Origin of the sequence: Rahnella sp. CG8 (genome assembly GCF_023701875.1) — a bacterium.
In the GTDB taxonomy this organism is placed as follows: Bacteria; Pseudomonadota; Gammaproteobacteria; order Enterobacterales; family Enterobacteriaceae; genus Rahnella; species Rahnella aceris.
The window spans coordinates 39,560-60,240 of the sequence record NZ_JABAED010000002.1; the positions used below are offsets into that span (position 1 = coordinate 39,560).

The 20,681-nt window shown below is 53.1% G+C and carries 19 protein-coding genes; 9 read left to right on the forward strand and 10 right to left on the reverse strand.

The features are described from left to right. The first annotated feature begins 21 nt into the window (after positions 1-21). Genes citF through HGO41_RS02195 form a run of 4 tightly spaced genes read left to right on the forward strand, consistent with a single transcriptional unit; the run spans position 22 to position 3,449 of the window. Complete coding sequence (gene citF / locus HGO41_RS02180) at positions 22-1,548, forward strand: citrate lyase subunit alpha (RefSeq protein ID WP_013574922.1); 1,527 nt, start codon at positions 22-24, stop codon at positions 1,546-1,548. Next, positions 1,548-2,087 (forward strand): citrate lyase holo-[acyl-carrier protein] synthase, encoded by a 540-nt coding sequence (gene citX, locus HGO41_RS02185; RefSeq protein ID WP_013574921.1) that lies wholly within the window; start codon positions 1,548-1,550, stop codon positions 2,085-2,087. Before citF ends, citX begins: the two co-directional genes overlap by 1 nt. Then, on the forward strand, positions 2,065-2,904 hold the full coding sequence (citG, locus tag HGO41_RS02190; RefSeq protein WP_250980729.1) for a triphosphoribosyl-dephospho-CoA synthase CitG: 840 nt from the start codon (positions 2,065-2,067) through the stop codon (positions 2,902-2,904). The genes citX and citG overlap by 23 nt, the downstream gene beginning before the upstream one ends. Continuing rightward, positions 2,901-3,449: an RBBP9/YdeN family alpha/beta hydrolase gene (locus HGO41_RS02195; protein ID WP_037035958.1), complete on the forward strand. Its 549-nt coding sequence runs from the start codon at positions 2,901-2,903 to the stop codon at positions 3,447-3,449. The genes citG and HGO41_RS02195 overlap by 4 nt, the downstream gene beginning before the upstream one ends. Before the next feature lie 27 nt (positions 3,450-3,476). Here the strand turns inward: HGO41_RS02195 and HGO41_RS02200 are convergent, their stop codons facing one another. Together HGO41_RS02200 and HGO41_RS02205 are read right to left on the reverse strand one after the other, a co-directional pair. After that, a complete protein-coding gene (locus HGO41_RS02200) occupies positions 3,477-3,953 on the reverse strand; it encodes a DUF805 domain-containing protein (protein ID WP_013574918.1) in 477 nt (158 codons plus the stop codon). 86 nt (positions 3,954-4,039) lie between these two features. Further along, the gene (locus tag HGO41_RS02205) at positions 4,040-5,110 is read right to left on the reverse strand and encodes a LacI family DNA-binding transcriptional regulator (RefSeq protein ID WP_037035960.1); all 1,071 of its coding nucleotides are present in this window, start codon (positions 5,108-5,110) and stop codon (positions 4,040-4,042) included. Between the two features lie 277 nt (positions 5,111-5,387). Between HGO41_RS02205 and HGO41_RS02210 the strand changes: the two genes are divergently transcribed. After that, positions 5,388-6,644: a maltoporin gene (locus tag HGO41_RS02210; RefSeq protein ID WP_013574916.1), complete on the forward strand. Its 1,257-nt coding sequence runs from the start codon at positions 5,388-5,390 to the stop codon at positions 6,642-6,644. A 319-nt stretch (positions 6,645-6,963) separates the two neighbouring features. Here the strand turns inward: HGO41_RS02210 and HGO41_RS02215 are convergent, their stop codons facing one another. The 6 genes from HGO41_RS02215 to HGO41_RS02240 all read right to left on the reverse strand — a co-directional run bounded on the left by HGO41_RS02215 (position 6,964) and on the right by HGO41_RS02240 (position 14,192). Beyond that, positions 6,964-7,281: a PTS sugar transporter subunit IIB gene (locus HGO41_RS02215; protein ID WP_013574915.1), complete on the reverse strand. Its 318-nt coding sequence runs from the start codon at positions 7,279-7,281 to the stop codon at positions 6,964-6,966. Positions 7,282-7,361: 80 nt separating this feature from the next. Further along, the gene (locus HGO41_RS02220) at positions 7,362-9,431 is read right to left on the reverse strand and encodes a beta-galactosidase (RefSeq protein ID WP_217218081.1); all 2,070 of its coding nucleotides are present in this window, start codon (positions 9,429-9,431) and stop codon (positions 7,362-7,364) included. Positions 9,432-9,496: 65 nt separating this feature from the next. Further along, positions 9,497-10,708 carry a glycoside hydrolase family 53 protein gene (locus HGO41_RS02225; protein ID WP_250980730.1) on the reverse strand — a complete coding sequence of 404 codons (1,212 nt, stop codon included), beginning with the start codon at positions 10,706-10,708 and terminating at the stop codon, positions 9,497-9,499. Between the two features lie 4 nt (positions 10,709-10,712). Next, the gene (locus HGO41_RS02230; RefSeq protein ID WP_250980731.1) at positions 10,713-11,564 is read right to left on the reverse strand and encodes a sugar ABC transporter permease; all 852 of its coding nucleotides are present in this window, start codon (positions 11,562-11,564) and stop codon (positions 10,713-10,715) included. Between the two features lie 13 nt (positions 11,565-11,577). Continuing rightward, positions 11,578-12,879, reverse strand: a complete 1,302-nt coding sequence (locus HGO41_RS02235; RefSeq protein WP_015689635.1) for a carbohydrate ABC transporter permease — start codon at positions 12,877-12,879, stop codon at positions 11,578-11,580. A gap of 86 nt (positions 12,880-12,965) precedes the next feature. Continuing rightward, complete coding sequence (locus tag HGO41_RS02240; RefSeq protein ID WP_013574910.1) at positions 12,966-14,192, reverse strand: extracellular solute-binding protein; 1,227 nt, start codon at positions 14,190-14,192, stop codon at positions 12,966-12,968. A 276-nt stretch (positions 14,193-14,468) separates the two neighbouring features. On the opposite strand from HGO41_RS02240, the gene HGO41_RS02245 reads away from it, so the two are divergent. Then, positions 14,469-15,572: an ABC transporter ATP-binding protein gene (locus HGO41_RS02245; protein WP_250980732.1), complete on the forward strand. Its 1,104-nt coding sequence runs from the start codon at positions 14,469-14,471 to the stop codon at positions 15,570-15,572. Positions 15,573-15,772: 200 nt separating this feature from the next. Then, a complete protein-coding gene (locus HGO41_RS02250) occupies positions 15,773-16,732 on the forward strand; it encodes a D-2-hydroxyacid dehydrogenase family protein (RefSeq protein ID WP_250980733.1) in 960 nt (319 codons plus the stop codon). Positions 16,733-16,795: 63 nt separating this feature from the next. Here HGO41_RS02250 and HGO41_RS02255 read toward each other — a convergent pair whose 3' ends face one another. Together HGO41_RS02255 and HGO41_RS02260 are read right to left on the reverse strand one after the other, a co-directional pair. Continuing rightward, a complete protein-coding gene (locus HGO41_RS02255; RefSeq protein ID WP_013574907.1) occupies positions 16,796-17,128 on the reverse strand; it encodes a DUF496 family protein in 333 nt (110 codons plus the stop codon). A gap of 167 nt (positions 17,129-17,295) precedes the next feature. Continuing rightward, positions 17,296-18,393 (reverse strand): FUSC family protein, encoded by a 1,098-nt coding sequence (locus HGO41_RS02260; protein ID WP_013574906.1) that lies wholly within the window; start codon positions 18,391-18,393, stop codon positions 17,296-17,298. A gap of 237 nt (positions 18,394-18,630) precedes the next feature. Between HGO41_RS02260 and sbcB the strand changes: the two genes are divergently transcribed. Both sbcB and HGO41_RS02270 read left to right on the forward strand, forming a co-directional pair. Then, complete coding sequence (gene sbcB / locus HGO41_RS02265; RefSeq protein WP_015689632.1) at positions 18,631-20,058, forward strand: exodeoxyribonuclease I; 1,428 nt, start codon at positions 18,631-18,633, stop codon at positions 20,056-20,058. Then, positions 20,030-20,416 carry a hypothetical protein gene (locus tag HGO41_RS02270; protein WP_126124734.1) on the forward strand — a complete coding sequence of 129 codons (387 nt, stop codon included), beginning with the start codon at positions 20,030-20,032 and terminating at the stop codon, positions 20,414-20,416. The genes sbcB and HGO41_RS02270 overlap by 29 nt, the downstream gene beginning before the upstream one ends. Positions 20,417-20,681: the final 265 nt, after the last annotated feature.

Genomic DNA, 20,681 nt, shown 5'->3' on the forward strand with positions numbered 1-20,681 from the left:
TTGCACAGGAATATCAAGATAATGAGTCATTTAACTGAAACTTTGCACAGCCTTTATCCGCAGCTCAGGCATCTGACTGCCTTTGACGGCGCGCACCGCAATACGCCGTATCTTTCCGATCCCGATGCCCGCCTGCACCGTAAACTTTGCGATTCACTGGAACAGGCGATCGCCCGCAGCGGCCTGAAAGACGGCATGACCATTTCCTTCCACCATGCTTTCCGTGAAGGTGATCAGGTCATTAATAACGTCGTCGCCACACTGGCGAAGCTCGGTTTTAAAAACCTCACGCTGGCGTCCAGTTCGCTGATGACCTGCAACGATGCGCTGATCGAACCTATCCGCAACGGCGTCATCACCCGTATTTATACCTCCGGGATGCGTGGCAAACTGGCCGATGCCATTTCTCACGGGCTGATGGAAGAACCGGTACAAATCCATTCGCACGGCGGGCGGGTTAAATTATTGCAGGACGGCGAGCTGAAGATTGATGTCGCGTTTCTCGGCGTGCCATGCAGCGATGAATTCGGCAATGCCAACGGCACGCACGGTAAATCCTGCTGCGGTTCGCTGGGCTACGCGATGGTGGATGCACAGTTCGCCAGAACCGTGGTGCTGCTGACCGAAGAACTGGTGCCCTTCCCTAATATGCCCGCCAGCCTGGTACAGGATCAGGTGGATTACATCGTTAAAGTCGATCAGGTCGGCGATCCGGCAAAAATCAGCGTCGGCGCAGCGCGGGTGACCAGTAATCCGCGCGAACTGATGATCGCCCGCACGGCGGCTGAAGTCATCGAATACTCCGGCTATTTCAAGCCGGGCTTTTCAATGCAAACCGGTTCCGGCGCAGCGGCTACGGCCTGCACCCGTTTCATGGAAGAGAAAATGGAACGCAACCAGATCACCGCCCGTTTTGCCCTCGGGGGCATCACCGGCAGTCTGGTGGATTTACATGAAAAAGGCCTGATTGAAACGTTGCTGGATACGCAATGTTTCGACGGTCAGGCTGCGGCGTCACTTAGCCGTAACCCGCAGCATATCGAGATTTCTACCAACGTTTATGCCAATCCGGGAGCCAAAGCCGCGAGCTGCGATCAACTGGATATTGTCATTCTGAGTGCGCTGGAAATTGACACCGGCTTTAACGTTAACGTGATCACGGGTTCCGACGGCGTTATGCGTGGCGCGTCCGGCGGTCATTGCGATGTCGCCAGTGCGGCCAATCTGACCATTGTCGTCGCGCCTTTACTGCGCAGCCGAATTCCGACAGTCGTACGTCGCGTCACCACCCGCGTCACACCGGGGGAAAGCATCGATGTGCTGGTGACTGACCACGGCATCGCAGTCAATCCGGCGCGTCCTGAAATCCGTCAGCGGCTGGAAGAGGCTGGCATGAAAATCATGGACATCGAAGCGTTGTATCAGCGGGCGATTTCCCTGACCGGCGAACCGAAACCGATTGAATTCACTGACCGTGTGGTGGGCGTTATCCGCTATCGCGACGGCAGCGTGATCGACGTGGTTCATCAGGTAAAAGAGGACGCATAATGACCATCATGACGCCTGCGGATGCAGGCGTCAGCCTGGAGGATTTGCTGGCAGCAAAGGAACTGCGTGCCAAACGGCAAACCGACTGGCTGACTCAATTCTCACAACCGCTGATTTCACTCACGCTGGTGACGCCGGGGCCGGTGAAAGACTCCGTGGCCTGGCGTCAGGTGATGCGCGAGGCGTTGCAACGTGCCGAAGTTATGCTGCTGCAACACGGCTGGCCGGTGCTGAAACATCAGGTTTTCTGGCTGCCGACCGGCGCCGAAGCATTCTGGTGCGTGGCACATCCTGCGCCGGAAGTGAAAGCGGCCACGGTTGAACTGGAACAATCGCATGCCCTCGGGCGTTTATGGGATTTCGATGTGATCTGCCCGCAGGCGGGTGTTGTTGGCCGCCGTTCGCTGGACAATGCCAGCCGCCGCTGCCTGATTTGCGACGGTCCTGCGCATGCCTGCGCCCGTTCACGTCAGCACCCGCTCGTGGACGTTATCGCTAAAGTGGAGGCACTGATTGATGGCTGGCACCGCACGCGCTGAACACCCCGCCTGCACGGACATCGCCACGCTGGCGGCAGAGGCGTTGCGCCGTGAAGTGTGGCTGACGCCCAAACCGGGACTGGTCGACAGCGCCAATAACGGCTCGCACCGCGACATGGATTTACCCCTGTTTCTGCGCAGCATTGACGCCATCACGCCCTGGCTGCATCAGTTTTTCGCCCTTGGTCAGCAGGATTTCCTGCAACCGGCGCAGACGATGCTGACGCGCATCCGCCCGACCGGAATAGCCTGCGAACAGGCGATGTTCGGTGCCACACAAGGCGTTAATACGCATAAAGGCGGCATCTTTTCACTGGGATTATTGTGCACCGCCGCAGGCAGGCTGACCGGCCAGAGCCAGCCACTGACCCGCCACCGCTTATGCGCTGAAGTGGCCGCCATGACGCAAGGGCTGGTTGAACGTGAATTGCAAAGCTGCCGCCAGCCGGTGACTGCCGGTGAACGGCTGTTTATGGCGCACGGCATGACCGGTGCCCGTGGCGAAGTGCAGAGCGGGTTCCTCACTTTACGCCGTCACGTTTTTCCGTACTGGTATCAGGAAAGCCATTCCGGGCGCCGCAGTCTTAATGCTTTGCTGCGCCTGATGGCCTATAACCCCGATACCAATCTGGTAGCACGCGGCGGGCTGGACGGATTACATTTCGTGCAGGACTACGCCCGCCGGTTGCTGATAACGGGCTGGAAGACAGAGGATTTGCAGCAGATGGACCGCGCCCTGATCGCCCGCAATCTCAGCCCCGGCGGCAGTGCTGATTTGCTGGCGATTGCCACCGTGCTGATGGCTTTCCCGCAATGAATTCGTCCCCTGAATTCACCCGCATGCTGGTGCCCGGATTACGTGACAGCGAGGCCGGACACTGGCAAAGCCGCTGGCATGAGCAGCATCCGCACTGGCTGCGTATAAAACAGCGCAACTGGGCGCAGGTTGATCTCGAGGGCTGGATCACCGCCATCGATCGCGAGCAAAAACAGGCGACATCCCCGCTGCTGCTGATCGGCCACAGTTTTGGCGCGCTTGCCAGTCTGGTGTGGGCGAACCGTCATCCGCAACGCGTGGCGGGTGTCATGCTGGTCGCCCCCGCCGAGCCTGTGCGGTTCGGACTGGGTGATGACATTCTCCCTGCACCGCTGGCCGTGCCGGGGCTGCTGATCGCCAGCCATACCGATCCGCTGCTGACCTTTACCCGCGCGGAATTTTGGGCACAGGCGTGGCGCTGCGAGCTGGCAGATATCGGCGAAGCAGGACATATCAATGTGGAATCAGGATTCGGCGACTGGTCGTGGGGGCTGGCAAAACTGGAGGTGTTTGCCGCGCAACTGGCGGCAAACTTGTCGGATTAAATGCGCAATAATGCTTTCAGCGTGACGTTACTCAACAATGCGGGTTTGTGTGGTCGGCGCAGGCTGTGATTTCTGGCAGCACAGGAAAACCATCACCAGCAGCGGGATCCAGCCCAGCACGATGCCCAGCGTGATTTTCATCCAGACATAGGTTTCCGGTGAAGCGTATTGCATCAGGATCGTATTCAGCAGGCGCGAGACAATACCAGCCAGATAAACGCCACCAAACCACCAGCCGGAACGGTTGATGTCGTGCATACGCCGGACACCGACCGCCAGCAACGGTAATGCCGTCGCCAGCGCAAACAGGGTGTAAGCGACACCTGCATAGAAAATACTGTAAGGATTACCCGCCAGCGCGAACAGGAATGACACGCCCATCGTCAGCAAAATAATAATCAGCAAATTGCCCAGCGCAAAGGTCCAGAACGCCTTGCGGCTCGCCCGACCACGGAAATCCACATACTTTTTCCAGCCCTGCACATAACACTGCCATAGCGTCATTTCATCACGTCCTTTTGCCTGTTCATCTGATGTTTCAATGGAAATTTCATTCTGCTTTTCAATAAGCCGGGAATTAAAGCGTTTTCTTACTGGCCCCGCAACTGCCGCGCCAGAAGATCGAGCTGATCGGCTATCTGATTGAGATCTTTATCCTGCTGCCCGGGCGCACGGGTCGAATTACGCACCACCAGTTTCGCAGGCAGAATTTTGGATGACATCACCTCCGCACTTTCGGCCAGTAAATGTTCAACCGCCTCTTTGCTCTGCAAATCGAGATCCAGTGACACGGTGGTCAGTGACGGATGGAAGAATGCGCTGTCGTACGTGTCATCGTAGCCAATGATCGACGCCTGCTGCGGAATGGCCACATTGTGCTGATGCAGCGCACTGATGACGCCCAGCGCCATCTGGTCATTGCCCACCAGCATGGCGGTGAATTGCGGAGTTTCACGCAAAATCTGCAACGCGCTGTAATAACCGCTTTTCGCACTCCAGTCGCCGTGGATGACAGTCACCGGCTGAATGCCCTTCTCTGCCAGCGTTTCCTGCCAGCTTTTCAGACGCAAACGGGAAGACACAGAATCTTCCGGCCCCGCCAGCAAGGCAAATTCCCGATGCCCTAAATCATGCAGATATTCCACGCTGGCACGCGACCCGTCAGCCGGATTAAAGCAGACGTTAAACACCGGACTGGTCGGGTCGACATCGAGAAACAGACACAGAATGTCGCGGTTGTTTTCATAAATCCGCTCAGCCTCGGCACTTTCCAGCGGGATGTTAATGATCATGCGGTCAACGCGTTGTGATTTCAGCTCGTTAATGGAGTCCTGAATGCTCTGATTGACGTCCTCATCAATCATTGAAATCAACACCTGATACCCGGCCTGATGGGCATATTTTTTCACTGACGCCGCAATTTGCGACGGCGCGTGTAACGCCAGTGATGTGGTGACCAGTCCGATGGTAAAACTCTGCTTTCCAACCAGTTGCTGCGCCAGCCGGTTCGGCACATAGCGCAGAACTTCAATGGCCTGTTCGACCTTCAGACGCGTGGCATCTGAAACATTGGCCGATTTGTTTAACACCCGCGAAACCGTCTGGTACGAAACACCGGCATAGCGGGCAACATCTTCTAATGTCGAACTTTTTGATTTCATTCTTTCCCCACACAGCAGCCCGTGATTTTGCTCAATCTTATGATAATCGAGCCAACGTACGGGATCTCATTTAAAAGTTCAATCCGGGCGTTCGTTGCTGCATAAGTTATACGTTAACATTGCATATAATCGTGATTTACATCACTCCTGATTTATCATTAATTCATAAGTTGTAGACATATCTCACATTTCACAATATGTAAAATTGATCATTATTGTTTCTGGGTATCTTATAGATTTCGTAAATGTGAACGTCATACAATCATAAGGAAAAAAAATGAAACACAACTTACGCACTCTGGCTGTGGCGGTTTCCCTCGCCATCACAGCGGGCCCTGCTGTGGCAAATGATATTGATTTCCATGGATATCTGCGTTCGGGGCTGGGGGTTTCTGGCGGTGGCGGTCTGGAACAGTTCCAGAAAAACAAAGTCGGGCGTCTGGGTAACGAAGATGACACCTACGGCGAAGTCGAACTGGGCAGCGAAGTTTACAAGAAAGACGACGTGAGTTTTTACGTCGACTCGATGGTCAGTATGGTGTCTGACGGCTCCAATGATGATGAAAACACCCTGAATGATGATGCACAGTTCGGCCTGCGTCAGCTGAATCTGCAAATCAAAGGACTGGTGCCGTGGGATAAAGATGCAGTGATCTGGGGCGGTAAACGTTATTACCAGCGCCACGACTTACACATCATCGATACCAAATACTGGAACATTTCCGGTGCCGGTGCCGGTATTGAGAACCTGAAAATGGGTGAAGGTGCGCTTTCTCTGGCGTGGATCCGTGGCGATGCCAATGACGTGGATTACCGCGTGGATGGCAATAACGATGTGAACATTAACTACATCGACGTGCGTTATGCCGGGATCAAACCGTGGAGCGGTGCCTGGATGGAAATCGGTGCCGACTACGCCATGCCAAACCTGTCGCATGACCAGAAAGAGTACGGCGGCCTGTACGATGCGGATAACGGCGTGATGCTGACCGGTGAAATCAGTCAGGATATGTGGGGCGGCTATAACAAACTGGTGTTGCAGTACGCGGATAAGGGCCTGGCGCAGAACATGATTTCGCAGGGCGGTGGCTGGTACGATATGTGGAACTACACCAATGACGCCACCGGCTATCGTGGCATCATCACCGGTCTGATTCCGATCACCAGTAAGTTCAGCCTCAACCATGTGCTGACCTACGGCCATGCAGAAAACATCACGGATTACACCGACACGACTGAGCTGGTTTCTCTGGTAGGCCGCGCGCAATACCAGTGGACAGAATACGTGCGTACCATCGGTGAAGTCGGTACCTTCTATCAGAAAGATGATTACAAGAACGGCTCGAACTACAAGCAAGGCGGTCAGAAATATACATTAGCGATGGGTCTGGCAGCCGGTCCGGAGTTTATGTCACGCCCTGAATTGCGTGTGTTCGCGTCTTATCTGAATGATTCTGAGCATGGCGATACGTTTGACGACCATACCAAAGCGGATACGTGGAACTTTGGGGTTCAGGTGGAAGCCTGGTGGTAAATTTCCTTCATTCTTGAAGCTGTTGCTGCGTTGGCTACGTTTACTCACCCGAATCACTGACTTCAGTCAGCTCATCGGGATTCGTTCACTTGCCGCCTGGCTACAACTCCAATAATTTTGGAAATGTGAAGTCATATTGTACAAAAAGAAATATCCTCATTGTTATACAGCGACAGATAAAAACTTAATTTCTCTTGTAGGGGATCGTTACGTTTTTTCTCCGCACAGCAGCATCATTATTATTTATAAAAAGCAGAAACAATTAAGGCAGCCTTGTGTCGGGCTGCCTTTATTTTTGGGATTATTTCAGCAACAGCGTTTAATTACTTTTCAGTCCAAACTTCTCAGTCATTAATTTCTTCAGGCTGTCGGATTGCTTACCGAATATCGCATGTACTTCCTGACCGATGATCACCACGCCAATCGCACCGGTCTGCTGGATAGCACCGGAGTTCACGCGCTTAAGTTCTTTTACCGTCACGCGCAGGCGGGTAATACAGGCATCGACATTCACAATATTATCGCGCCCGCCGAGTGCATCAATTAATAACGCTACGTCAGTCGATGGCGGCACTTCATTGTCAGGCGTTTTATTCTTCGCAGAGAATACATGCATAAAGTCTTTAATATTTACCATGATGAACACTCTCTTTCAGGAATGAAAAAAAACGTGCAACCGGGAAATCCTGATTGCACGTCGCTGTTAAAAATAATGGGTTAAGAAATAACAGATAAACGCCGCGACAGGATCTGACAACCGAATGCCGGAAGCGTCAGTGTGCGCGGTAATATACCGCCGTGAACCATATCGCGGTAATCATCCGGCAATGTCACCGTCTGGCTGTCGGCGGCATAGTTTTGCAGGAAGATAAATTCACTTTCACCGTCGGTGCGTCGTGCGGCAGTGACACCTTCAGGCAGATCGGTGGCTATCGCCCGTGGCAGCTTCATTTCTTTCGCCAGCGCGGTATAAAAATCGGCGTGGAATTGCTGATCGTTTCGGGAAGCCAGATAATACGCCTGCCCTTTGCCAAACAGATTCACGGTCACGGCGGGCGTGCCGGCGTAGAAATCGTCACCGTACGTCGCCAGTGCGGCTGCACCTTCCAGGTGGATCACTTCACACAATTCGCTGGCGCGATACGGGCCGTTTAACCCCAGCGCATTGCCTTCAGTGCCGCTGACGCTGTTGTGCTGATCGTCGGTCAGGCTGTCGATTTCTTCCGCCCAGATACCCAGTACCGGACGCAACGGTCCAGGGAATCCGTTGAGGAAACACAAATCGCTTTCGTTAACGATACCGCTCCAGTAAGTCGCGACGAACCGCCCGCCGGCCTGCACGAACGCGGTGATCCGCTCGCCGACGCCTGCCCTCACCATATACAGCATCGGCGCAATCACCAGGTCGTAACCGGTTAAATCGCAATCGGCATTGATCACATCGACCGCAATGCCCTGCGACCACAGCGCACGGTAATGTCCGGCAACCGTGTTTTCATATTCCAGTCCCTGATTGCGCGGTCCGAGGGAATCGTCCATCGCCCAGCGGCTTTCCCAGTCGAAGATAATTGCCACTCTGGCTTCTACGCGGCTGCCCGCCACCGGAGCCAGCGCCGATAGAATCCCGCCCAGTTCCGACACTTCGCGGCCGACACGGGTATCGATATGCCCGACGTGATCGACGACCGCGCCGTGGAATTTTTCTGACGAACCGCGGCTTTTACGCCACTGGAAATACTGCACAGAATCCGAACCATGAGCGACCGCCTGCAAAGAAGACAGAATATGCATGCCCGGCTTTTTCAGTTTGCTGACCGGCTGCCAGTTGGTGAAACTCGGCGTCGATTCCATCAGCACAAACGGCTGTCCCTGTTTCAGCGTCCGCATTAAATCGTGATACATCGCAGTGTACGCCGCCAGACCGATATCATCTTTGCGGGTATGCCACATCGGATAGCTGTCCCACGAGATGAAATCCAGCACGCTGGCGAGTTTCCAGTAATCGTAATCGTAGAAATACTCCATGAAATTGGTGGTCGCCGGTAACGCCGGATTCTCCGCTTTGAGCGGGCGGATTTCCTCGCTGCAAAAACGCGTGACCTGATCGGTGTTAAAACGACGCCAGTCGAGATTCAGGCCGTGAATGCCGCTTTCGCCCTGCGGCGACGGCGATTCGATCTGCGCCCAGTCGGTATAGGTGTGGCTCCAGAAAGTGCTCCACCAGGCTTGATTCAGCGCATCGAGCGTGACGTAACGGGCTTTCAGCCAGTCGCGGAAACGGGTCTGGCAGTAATGGCAATGGCACTCGCCGCCGTATTCGTTGGAAATATGCCAGCCAATCACCGCCGGATGATGGGCGTAACGCTTCGCCAGCGCACTGTTCATCAGTTGCACTTTTTCGGCATACACCGGCGAACTCATACAGTGATTGTGACGCCCGCCGTGCAGTGCTTTTACGCGGTCACGCCCGACACGCAGAACTTCAGGATACTTTTGCGACATCCACGCCGGACGTGCGCCGCTTGGTGTGGCGAGAAATACCGAGATGCCATTTTCATGCAATTTGTCCAGCACCTGATCCAGCCAGCCAAAGGTAAAATGACCTTCTTCAGGTTCCAGCGCTGACCAGCTAAAAATCCCGACTGACATGACATTACAGCGCGCCTCTTTCATCATTTCGACATCGCGAATCAGCACATCGGGGCTTTCCAGCCACTGTTCCGGGTTGTAATCCGCACCATGTAATAGCCCGGAAATCTTACTGCTCAGAAGAGGAAATTTCGTCATGCTTGGGTCCTTAGGAACTTTAAGAAATATCAACTCCCCGGCCAATCAAGCCGGGGAAAAAGGGATTAATTGAAGACTTTGATGGAAGGAAGAACCTGACCGTCACAGCTGAACAACGCCTGATTTTCGCGGGCATTGCCCTCTTTCCAGTGGTCGTTGATGTAGGTCATCCCGGCCGGGGTCGCCCAGCCTGCGCCGTCAACGGCGATCCAGGTCGGTTCCCAGTAGAACAGACCCTTGCCGCGATGATCCGGCACCGCGACCAGGCTTTTGATCATGTCGCTGAGGAAATCAGCCTGCCCCTGCACCGTGCCCGGATAGCCGCCGTCTTTGGCTTCTTTTTCGGTAAAGCTGTTTTCAGCCGCATCACAGTTTTTGGTGGTATAGCCGTAAGCCACTTCCACCACGATCACGTCTTTGTTGTAGCGCTTGCTGATGTCGTCCATGTTGGTCTGCAACGCGGAAACCGGACCGTTCCAGTAGGTATAAAATGACAGGCCAATCACGTCGTAAGGCACCTTGCGCTGATTAATTTCATCGAACCACCAGCGGAAGGTGTCGTTCTTAGTGCCTTCGGCCAGATGCAGCATGATTTTGATATCAGAAGGATTTTTTTCATCAGCACGCACACCGGCAATCGCCGCATTCAGCAACCCGGCCAGACGGTCAAACTCCCCGCCGCCCGCGCCCCAGCTTTTGCCTTCAGGCCATAAAATGCCGCCGTTCATTTCGTTGCCAACCTGCACCATATCCGGCACGGTGCCTTGTGCACGGAATCTGGCGATCACCTCGCGGCTGTAATCATGAATGGCAGTTTTCAGTTGCGGATAATCCATTTTCTCCCAGCTTTTTGGCTTGAACTGTTTACCCGGATCAGTCCAGAAATCGCTGTAATGGAAATCGAGCAGGATTTTAAAACCCTGCGCTTTGGCGCGTTTCGCCAGCTCCAGCGTGGTGGCCAGAACGTTATTGCCGCCACCGTACGGATGCCCCTGCGCATCTTTCGGATCCACCCACAAGCGCAGACGCACGTAGTTGAAACCGTTTTGTCTGAGGATCACCATCGCGTCGGTCTGCTTGTGGTTTTGATCAAAGAACTTGCCGCCGTGTTTTTCGACGTCAATCAGCGTCGAGATATCCGCACCTTTGATGAAATCCGCCGGGACGTTGGCGACTTTTTTAATCACCACCTCCTGCGCCACCCCGGAAAATGACACCGCCAGCAGCACGCAGGCCATTGCGCTTTTGTTGAAAATCTTCTTAGAAAAGAAAGTCATCGGATTATCCTTTTGTACTGCCAGCCGTCAGGCCGGAAACGAAGTATTTTTGTAAAGCCAGATAGAAAATGGCGACAGGCACGGCGATCAGTACCGCGCCTGCGGCGTACATGGTGTAGTTGGCACCCATTTTTTGCGCGACCAGGTTGTACAGGCCAATCGGTAGGGTGTACTTATCTGGCGTGCGTAAAATGGTGCTGGAAAGAATGAAATCACCCAGCGGTCCGGTGAAGGAAAACAGCGCGATCACGGCCAGAATCGGCTTGGACAAAGGCATGATGATTTCGATGAAAATGCGGAAATTGCCCGCGCCGTCCATCCGCGCTGATTCATGCAGATCTTTCGGAATGGCGTCGAGATAGCCTTTCATCAGATAGGTGTTCATCGGGATCATGCCGCCGACGTAAATCAGCACCAGTGCCAGATGACTGTTGATAAGCCCGAGTAACTGCGCCAGCACAAAGATGGCGATCAGCGCGGAAAACTGGGGGATCATCTGCAATAACAGAAACAGCATCAGCCCGTCTTTGCGGCCTTTAAAGCGAAAACGCGAGAAAGAATAGGCGGTGAAACTGACACAAATCAGGGTCAGGATCATGGTCAGGAAACTGATTTTCATCGAGTTCCAGTACCAGCCGACATAATTCACTTCGCCGTTAAACAGGTCTTTGTAATGCTGGAACGAGACGTTCTCCGGAATAATCGACGTGCTGAGCAGGCTGTTACCGGCATTCAGTGATGCGCCGACGGTCCAGATCAGCGGATAAATAATGATCACCGCCACAATCAGCAACAGGAAATAACTCAGCCCGAGGCGGATAAACCGGTTTCTTTTAATACTGCTGTTCTTACTCATGCCCTTCCCCCGGTTACGCCATATCATCTTGTTTAAATGAATTGGTTGAGCGGAATTGCCACAGAGCAATACCGACCACAAATATCGACAGCAAAATCGTAATGGTCGCGGCAATGGCATATTGTGAAGATGACATGGTGAGTTTATATATCCACGACACCAGAATATCCGTCCCGCCTGCATTCGAACCGGCCACTGCCGGGCCGCCGTTATTAAACAGATAGATAATATTGAAGTTATTAAAGTTGAAGGTGTATTGCGTGATAATAATCGGCGCAATGGAATATAAGACCAGCGGCAATGTAATGGTTTTGAGTTTCTTCCAGGTACTGGCACCATCCATTGTCGCGGCTTCATATAAATCGTTCGGAATGGCCTGCAATACGCCGGTAGTCATGGCAAACACAAACGGGAAGCCCAGCCAGGTCTGCATCAGGATCAGCGCCGTTTTGGTCCAGAACGGATCGGTCAGCCAGGCTTTAGGCTCAATGCCTAAGGCAGCCAGAATGCCGTTATTGATGACACCGAATGAATCATTGAACATGCCCGCAAACACCAGAATGGTGACAAAACCCGGCACCGCCCACGGCAAAATAAGCACGGTGCGGATCAGCGCCTTGAAGCGTAAATCTTTCTGGTTCACCAGAATTGCCAGCATCACGCCAACCGTACATTGCAGCGTGGTCGCCAGCACGGTCCAGACCACCGTCCATTGCAATACATCCAGCAAGGTCGAGCGCCAGATATTGAGCGTGAAGATATTAATAAAGTTTTTGAACCCCACCCAGTCGACTAATTTAGCCGGCGGCGTGTGGTATAAATTATAATTGGTAAACGCAATGGAGAAGCCGAATATAATCGGGAAGACCACCACAAACACCAGCAAAATAAAGCCCGGCGTAATCATCAGATAAGGGAAACCTTCACGCAGCAGCAAATGATATTGCTTGCGCACGCTGGGTAATTCCATCCCCTGGTCGCGGCGTTTACCATTTGCCCACGCATCGCGCAGACTCCAGTAATAAAAGGCCACGCCGAATGCGCCAATCAGCAGACTGATAATGCCTTTGGCGAGCAGAAATATCGAATTATCACGCGGCACTTCTTCGCCCAGTGTATATAAACCCCATAATCCCTGACGCAGGAAATCATAGAAGACGCCGGCGAAACAAATAAGAATGATAAAAAACAGTATTCCCTTGGCCCATTGCCGGTTATAAAACTGCCCAAAACCGGGGATCAGCGCCACAGCCAGCGCCACCGGTGCATGGTGGCTGGCAGAGAGTGGCGCCTGGTTTTCCTCATGAAGACGCATAGACACAAAGATGTTCCTTTCACTGGTGAGGGAGTGAAATCACTCCCTCCGGTCAGACATACGTGGGTTTCAGCAGGCGTTGCCGGTTATTCGTTGCTGGCTTTCGCCGCTTCGATTTGCATCTGGATATTTTTCACCGCGTCGTTCAGCGCGGCATCAACCGGCTGTTTGCCAGTCACACCCAACTGGATGCCGTTGTTCGCAGGCCCCCAGACTTCCTGCATTTCCGGTACACCCGGCATCGCCGTGGCGCGGGTGGATTGTTCGGCCACCGCGTTGGCTTTCTCATCATTTTTGATCATCGGATCATTAACCAGCGCCGTCAGTGCCGGGATTTCCTTGGTCACTTCGTAGCGCACTTTGGCGTACTTCGGCTGGTTGATGAAGGTGATGAATTTTTCCGCCAGCGGTTTTTGCTTGCTGTAGGTTGAAACCGCATAACCTTTTACGCCAAGGAAAGAACTCATCGGTTTGCCGTTTGGCAACAGCGGCAGCGCTTTCACGCCATAGTTAATGCCAGCAGCTTCATACGGCTGGAAGGCCCAGGGACCGGTGATCACCGCAGCCGCTTTCTTTTCAGTAAACAGCGAGTCGATGGCGTTCAGGCCGTTATCGCCGACAATCCCTGCCGGGAATAATCCGTCGGCATAGAATTTCTTCAGGTAAGTAATGGCTTCAATGCTGCCCGGTTTATTCAGGCCGATATCTTCGACGTTGATTTCGCCTTTAGCATCCTTACCGAATATATAGCCGCCCATCGAGGCCATCGCGCCGTAGGCGTAATACACTTCGTCAAACTTGGCTAACAGACCATATTTACCTTTCGCCCTTTCGGCTTTGGAGAAGGTGTAATACTCGTCGAGGGTCGCCGGTGCCTGTGGCAGCAAATCTTTGTTGTAAATCAGCACCAGCGTTTCCACCGCTTTCGGCACACCATAGGTCTGGCCTTTAAGCTGGAAGGCGTTCAAGGCTGGCGGCGTAAAGCTCGCAAGAAATGCTTTGTCGAGATTCAGTGGCGCCAGTAAACCCTGTACCACTGCCGTGCCCAGCTGATCATTGGGGATCACGACGACGTCGGGGCCGATACCTGCCGGACCATCCAGACGTAATTTCTCCGTTTGTTGTGCATAAGGCGTTTCCTGCACCACAACTTTGACGTTGTTCTCTTTTTCAAAATCTTTCACCGCGTCGGAAATACCGGAAGATTTCTTAATATCTTCCCAGACAAGTAACTGTCCCTCTGCTGCCCGGACGGCCTGGCTGCTGAGACTTAATGACATCAGTACCAGGGCAGTAAGGTGGGTAATTTTCATTGTCGCTCCTGAATGTGAAGGTATAACATTTTTGTAGGGTACGTAACGACAGTCAGTCAACACTTTATACAAACAACCCTTTAAAATCTGATTTAGTAATGATGAATGTCGCCTTAAAAACTATGTTATACGTTAAACTTACACACCATAAATCACTACAAAAAGATGCGCATTGTGTGATCTTCTCTCCAAAATTCAAACCCGCCTGTGCAAACGCTTACACAAGGTGGTTATAGTCCGAAACATCAGCGGTATGAATTATTCATGAGGTCAAACATGTCCAGCATCAGACTTAAAAATGTGGTCAAGCGTTTCGATAAAACAGTGACGTTGCATGGCATCAATATTGATATTGAAGACGGCGAGTTCACCGTTTTCGTCGGGCCGTCGGGGTGCGGGAAATCCACCCTTCTGCGCATGATTGCCGGGCTGGAAGATATTACGGAAGGAGACGTTTACATTGGCGAGCAACGGGTGAATGACGTCGACCCTTCACGGCGTGGCGTGGCGATGGTGTTTCAGTCTTACGCGCTGTATCCGCACATGACCATTGCGGAAAACATGGGTTACGGGCTAAAAGTCAACGGCGTACCGAAAGAGGAAATTCGTCATCAGGTGGAGATGGTTGCCAAAACCTTGCAACTTTCTCATTTGCTGGACAGAAAACCGAAACAGCTTTCCGGCGGTCAGCGCCAGCGCACCGCGATTGGTCGTGCGATTGTGCGAAATCCGCAAGTGTTTATGTTTGATGAACCGCTGTCTAACCTGGATGCCGAGCTGCGGGTGGATATGCGTTTACACATTTCCAAGCTGCATCAGGAACTGAAAACCACCATGGTGTACGTGACGCACGATCAGACCGAAGCCATGACGCTGGCCGATAAAATCGTGGTGATGAATTACGGCAAAGTCGAGCAGACAGGCGCGCCGATGGATCTGTACTACAACCCGGTGAATCAGTTTGTGGCCGGATTTATCGGCTCGCCGAAGATGAATTTTCTGCCTGCAGAGGTGCTGAGCTGGCAGCCGGAGCGGCTCGAAGTGCGCCTGACGCCGGAGAAGACGCTGACGCTGGCGCTGAACACCAGCGAACTGGCAGCAGGCGCTAAAGTGACGCTCGGCATCCGACCTGAACATCTGCTGTCGCAGGAAACTGAAAACGTGCTGGAATTTAACTGCGAAGTGGTTGAACGGCTGGGCAACAGCACCTATCTGTTTGGTCAGTGTTATGGCACCGACGGTTTCAAAATGCTGCTGCCGGGCGACATGGCGTTCAACCCTTATCAGAGCCTGACCACCTGGTTCGATGCTAAACGTTGCATGGTATTCAGCGAAGACGGTCTGCGCATCAGCGCACCGAGCCTTTCACATCTGCATTAATGTTGTCAGACCGCCCGCTGCGGCGGTCTCCTCCCGCACTTTCCCCGCTAAAGGGCTTTCCCCCATCAGATTCATTTACACCCTTTCCTTTATGCAGGGCTTTTGCGCCGCATAAAGGAAAGGGGCTTACCGGGACACTTCACCTCCCGGCAGTTTCAGTGCTATATCTCTTTATCATGATTTTCAGATAAGGGATCCCCATGCCACTGCAATGCCGCATTCTTGATGATTACCAGAACGTTTCCCTTTCGCTGGCTGACTGGCGCTCACTGGCACCGCAGGTGGAATGCCAGGCGCTGACGGAACATATTGCTGATGAAAATACCCTCGCTGAAACCCTGAAAGACGCCGATATCGTCGTGATTATGCGTGAACGCACACCGTTCACCGCCGCGCTGTTTACCCGTTTGCCCAAACTGAAACTGCTGATCACCTCCGGTATGCGCAATGCCTCAATAGATCTCGCGGCGGCGAAAAAGCATGGCGTGACGGTCTGTGGCACCGGCAGCGGGCAGTCTGCGCCGGTTGAGCTGACATGGGCACTGATCCTCGGGCTGGCGCGGCATCTGATGACTGAAAATAATGCGTTTCGCCACAACGGCTCGTGGCAAAGCACGCTGGGTTTTGGCCTGAGAGGCAAACGTCTTGGTCTGCTGGGACTGGGAAAAATTGGTCAGAAGATGGCACATATCGCGCAGGCGTTCGGTATGGATGTGTGTGCGTGGAGCCAGAACCTGACCGCAGAACGCGCGGCGGAACAGGGTGTGACACTTTGCGCATCGAAAGAAGAATTACTGCAAACCAGCGATGTGGTGTCCATTCATCTGGTGCTCGGCGAACGCACGCGCGGCTTGCTGGGTGCGCAGGAACTGGCGCAGATGAAGCCCTCCGCCTTGCTGATTAATACCTCGCGCGCCGCGATTGTCGATCAGCCCGCCCTGCTCAGTGCGTTGCAAAAGGGTGTGATTGCCGGTGCCGGACTGGATGTGTTTGATGTCGAGCCGCTGCCGGCAGATCATCCTTTCAGAACGCAACCCAACGTACTGGCGACGCCGCATCTGGGCTACGTTTCAGACGGCAATTATCAGGTGTATTTCACCGAAGCCGTCGAAGACATTCAGGCGTTTCTGGCCGGAAAACCGGTACGCGTTTTGGAATAAGGTAAACAACAGGCGTAAAAAAACCGGGCATCAACCCGGTTTTTGTATTCGGTCGCGACGAAACTACTTGGTTTCGTTGGCTTTGATTTCGCCCATTGCTTTCAGCTTTTTGGACATTTCACGACGTTCTTTCGACAGGTCCGCATTGCGGATGATGTAATCATCAACGCGATCTTCATAGTCGCCGCGCATGCTGGCAATGATCGCCTGAATTTCGTCGATGCTCATACCTGGTTTGATGTAATCACTCAGGTTGTCGAGCAGCAGAACACGTTTCTGGTTGTCACGGATTTTCTTTTCGTTGTCAGCAATTTCGCGTTGTAATTTGTTTTTACGACGGAAAATGCGCACAAACTCCAGAACGTCCTGGAAACTCGGCTTATTGATATTGTCCATTTTAACACCTTCGATTAAGTTACACAGATTCAGTGACTGACTTGTCGCAACCGCTTGTCCTGCCTTAACTGTCAGCTAGCAGAAGAGTAGCAAAGATCGGGCTGCGCGCTCAGATAATCGTCCAATAACGCCATCTTACCCGTTTTAGGCCACAGACAAAAATCCCTTCATGCTTTCGGCGTTTTACCGCTGATTATTTGAGCGTCTTCTTTTTGCATCGTCATGGTGATCAGGTCGCCCATAGCCCGCAGTTGTTCCGCCACCTGTGAGCTCAGCCACACGTAGCCATACACCTGCGCTTCCAGATGATTTGCTGCATTCATTTCCGCCATCAGCGCTTTCAGCTCTTCCGCAGATTCGTTGAGCTGATGATTGATCGTCAGTTCGTCGCCTCGCGTGCCGTTCATCAGCATCAGACTGAGCTTTTCCAGCGTATTGAGCATCAGCAGTTGCGCACTGCGCAGCGTGCGGGCATTGAGCATCAGGAAATGGCTTTCGCGCGAACTCCAGTAGGCATCGGCCAGCAGTTCCAGCGTGCACAACAGATTACGGCTCAGGGTCTGGATCGCATCAAACACTTCACGCGGAATATGCGATTCCTTACTGGCGGGAGCGAACAGAGCGCGCATCTTGACCATCTGCCCCATCGTCGTTTTCATTTTACCGTGCAGATGCGGGCGTTCGAGCATATTCGGCGATAACCACGCGCTGTAGAGTTTGTTCAGCGACATCAGGTAATCGGCCATCTGCATGCGCCAGTGAATAAACGCGCGCTGCGGATAAATACTGGCGAAAAGCAGCGCCAGCAGGGAACCGAAAATTACATCGCCGGAACGCCACAGCGCGGTATTCATATCGCCCGGCCCTGCGCCACACACCACCGCCAGCGTAATGCCGATCAGCAGCGCCATATACGGACGCTTGCCAAGGGTCAGATAGCCGCTGACAAACATCACAATTCCGCACCACACCAGCATCAGCGGAAAAGAGTACAGCTCGAGCCATAAGGCAATCAGCCCGGAAACGGAACCCAATACCGTGCCGGTAATGCGCTCCAGCACCCGCTGAAGCACGTTTCCCCAAAACGACATCGGTCCCATCACCACGACCAGGGTGATCAGCGGCCAGGTACCTTCGGGGATTTTCGTCAGACGGACAATCAGGAATGTCAGAATAAATGCCACCGCGATCCGCAGGGCGTGAGTCATTCTGTAATTACGGTAAATGACGTTATCCAGCGCAGAAATTTTCTTGTCGAGACGCACGTTGAGCCTGCCGTAAGGCGTAAATTCAAAGAAGGCGGTAGTTTAGCCGAGTTACCAGAGGGGATCACCCTGGTTTTTGTCAGGGATTTGGGGGATCGGTGCGGTATTGCGGAACAACGGGCAGATTTTGATGATGTGTTCCATGCCTGCGCATTTTGTCATGACTTCATTGTGGCGGATGGTATCCTAGTCGCCGTCGAGTTCATTCATTCCGCACTGATTAAGGTTATTTCCGTCATGTCAGACAAGCCGCAAAAAACTTTTTATTTTCATGATTACGAGACATTCGGTAAAAACCCGGCGCTGGATCGCCCGGCACAATTTGCCGGGGTGAGAACTGACGAAGATTTCAATATTATTGAAGAACCGCTGGTGATTTATTGCCGCCCTTCTGACGATTATCTGCCTGAACCTGAAGCGGTGATGATCACCGGTATTACGCCACAAGTGGCGCTGGAACGCGGCCTGATTGAAGCAGAGTTTACCGCGCAAATCCATAAAGCTTTCAGCGTACCGGGCACCTGCATTGTCGGATATAACAATATCCGTTTCGACGATGAAGTCAGCCGTAATATCCTTTATCGCAACTTTTACGATCCGTATGCCTACAGCTGGCAGAACGGCAATTCCCGCTGGGATCTGCTGGATGTGATGCGCGCCTGTTATGCGCTGCGTCCGGAAGGCATCAACTGGCCGGAAAATGATGACGGTTTTCCGAGCTTCCGTCTGGAACATCTGACCAAAGCCAACGGCATTGAACACGAAAATGCCCATGACGCGATGGCCGACGTCTACGCCACTATCGCTATGGCAAAGCTGGTGAAACAGGCGCAACCACGTTTGTTCAGCTTCCTGCTCGAGCATCGCAGCAAACATAAACTCAATACCCTGATCGACATTCCTGCCATGGCCCCGCTGGTGCATGTTTCCGGTATGTTCGGCGCGGCGCGCGGGAATACCGCGTGGGTCGCACCACTGGCGTGGCATCCTGAAAACAAGAACGCCGTGATCATGTGCGATCTGGCCGGTGATATGTCGACGCTGTTAGATCTCAATCCTGATGAGATGCGCGAACGTTTGTACAGTCGCCGCGAGGCGTTGCAGGCCGGGCAATCTCCGTTGCCGGTCAAGCTGGTGCACATCAACAAATGTCCGGTGCTGGCACCGGCCAAAACACTGTTGCCGGAAAATGCCGAACGGCTGGGTATTGACCGTCAGCGTTGTCTTGAGAATTTGCAGTTACTGCGTCAGAACCCGCAGGTGCGCGAGAAAGTGGTCACGATGTTTGCTGAAGCAGAGCCGTTTACGCCTTCCGATGACGTAGACGCCCGCCTTTACGACGGCTTTTTCAGCGATGCCGATCGCGCGGCCATGCGCATCATTGTGGAAACCCGTCCGGAGAACCTTCCCGCGCTGGATCTGACCTTTAATGATTCCCGCATCGAACCGCTGTTGTTTCGTTTCCGCGCCCGCAACTACCCTGCCACGCTGACCGATGCCGAACAGAAACGCTGGATGTTGCATCGCCAGGAGAAACTCACAGACGAGCGTGTGCAGGCGTACATTTTAGAGCTTGAATCGCTCTATAACTTGCATGAGGGGGATGTTGAGAAGATGGCGCTTCTCAAGGCGCTGTTTGAATACGGAAAGAAACTGGTGGGTTAATTTTTGGGGATTCCCGAACAACCCCTTCCGGAATAGTGAGAATTTCGGTTTTTCAAAAGCAGTTCCCATGCGGCTTTTTGTGCCGAAACCGACGAGAGAGGAAAGTGCTTTTCCTCTCTCGACTCTCCTCGCTTTTTTCACTGCGCGCTTCGCTGGTCACAATGTTTCAGGTAGCACAGCGACAGGCTGGAAATCTTGCCGCTGCGCGGTTCCTTCTCTCGGTCTTCGAGCCACAGGTCTCGAAGCCGCTCCGTTCAGCAAGATTTCTGAACCGCCCGCACGATCTCAAATTCAAAGTCGGATTGTTTTTCATCTTTTAGAAAAGTGTATTGGCGTGATCAAAAATGGCACCGAATGAACGGTTCGAGACCCAAGGCTCGACACCTGAAATGAGGGAATCGCGAAGCGATGACATTTTACGCCACTCACTGTTGCCGGGAAATATGTCCGTCATGCCTGCGGTAGCGCGTGTTGAAAAAAGCGGGGGGAATGCAAAGGGGGAAAGCACTTCCCCCTTTGTTCGGTTTCGGCGCGACACATTCAATAATCACCGTTCGTGAGAAACCGAAATATTCTCGATCAGATTTGAAAAGTCGCAATCACAGCAACCTCTGCAAAGTAGA

Excerpts from the sequence above, each read along its gene's own strand:
- citF (WP_013574922.1), top strand. The coding sequence starts at position 22 with ATGAGTCATTTAACTGAAACTTTGCACAGCCTTTATCCGCAGCTCAGG.
- citX (WP_013574921.1), top strand. The coding sequence starts at position 1,548 with ATGACCATCATGACGCCTGCGGATGCAGGCGTCAGCCTGGAGGATTTG.
- citG (WP_250980729.1), top strand. The coding sequence starts at position 2,065 with ATGGCTGGCACCGCACGCGCTGAACACCCCGCCTGCACGGACATCGCC.
- HGO41_RS02195 (WP_037035958.1), top strand. The coding sequence starts at position 2,901 with ATGAATTCGTCCCCTGAATTCACCCGCATGCTGGTGCCCGGATTACGT.
- HGO41_RS02200 (WP_013574918.1), bottom strand. The coding sequence starts at position 3,953 with ATGACGCTATGGCAGTGTTATGTGCAGGGCTGGAAAAAGTATGTGGAT.
- HGO41_RS02205 (WP_037035960.1), bottom strand. The coding sequence starts at position 5,110 with ATGAAATCAAAAAGTTCGACATTAGAAGATGTTGCCCGCTATGCCGGT.
- HGO41_RS02210 (WP_013574916.1), top strand. The coding sequence starts at position 5,388 with ATGAAACACAACTTACGCACTCTGGCTGTGGCGGTTTCCCTCGCCATC.
- HGO41_RS02215 (WP_013574915.1), bottom strand. The coding sequence starts at position 7,281 with ATGGTAAATATTAAAGACTTTATGCATGTATTCTCTGCGAAGAATAAA.
- HGO41_RS02220 (WP_217218081.1), bottom strand. The coding sequence starts at position 9,431 with ATGACGAAATTTCCTCTTCTGAGCAGTAAGATTTCCGGGCTATTACAT.
- HGO41_RS02225 (WP_250980730.1), bottom strand. The coding sequence starts at position 10,708 with ATGACTTTCTTTTCTAAGAAGATTTTCAACAAAAGCGCAATGGCCTGC.
- HGO41_RS02230 (WP_250980731.1), bottom strand. The coding sequence starts at position 11,564 with ATGAGTAAGAACAGCAGTATTAAAAGAAACCGGTTTATCCGCCTCGGG.
- HGO41_RS02235 (WP_015689635.1), bottom strand. The coding sequence starts at position 12,879 with ATGCGTCTTCATGAGGAAAACCAGGCGCCACTCTCTGCCAGCCACCAT.
- HGO41_RS02240 (WP_013574910.1), bottom strand. The coding sequence starts at position 14,192 with ATGAAAATTACCCACCTTACTGCCCTGGTACTGATGTCATTAAGTCTC.
- HGO41_RS02245 (WP_250980732.1), top strand. The coding sequence starts at position 14,469 with ATGTCCAGCATCAGACTTAAAAATGTGGTCAAGCGTTTCGATAAAACA.
- HGO41_RS02250 (WP_250980733.1), top strand. The coding sequence starts at position 15,773 with ATGCCACTGCAATGCCGCATTCTTGATGATTACCAGAACGTTTCCCTT.
- HGO41_RS02255 (WP_013574907.1), bottom strand. The coding sequence starts at position 17,128 with ATGGACAATATCAATAAGCCGAGTTTCCAGGACGTTCTGGAGTTTGTG.
- sbcB (WP_015689632.1), top strand. The coding sequence starts at position 18,631 with ATGTCAGACAAGCCGCAAAAAACTTTTTATTTTCATGATTACGAGACA.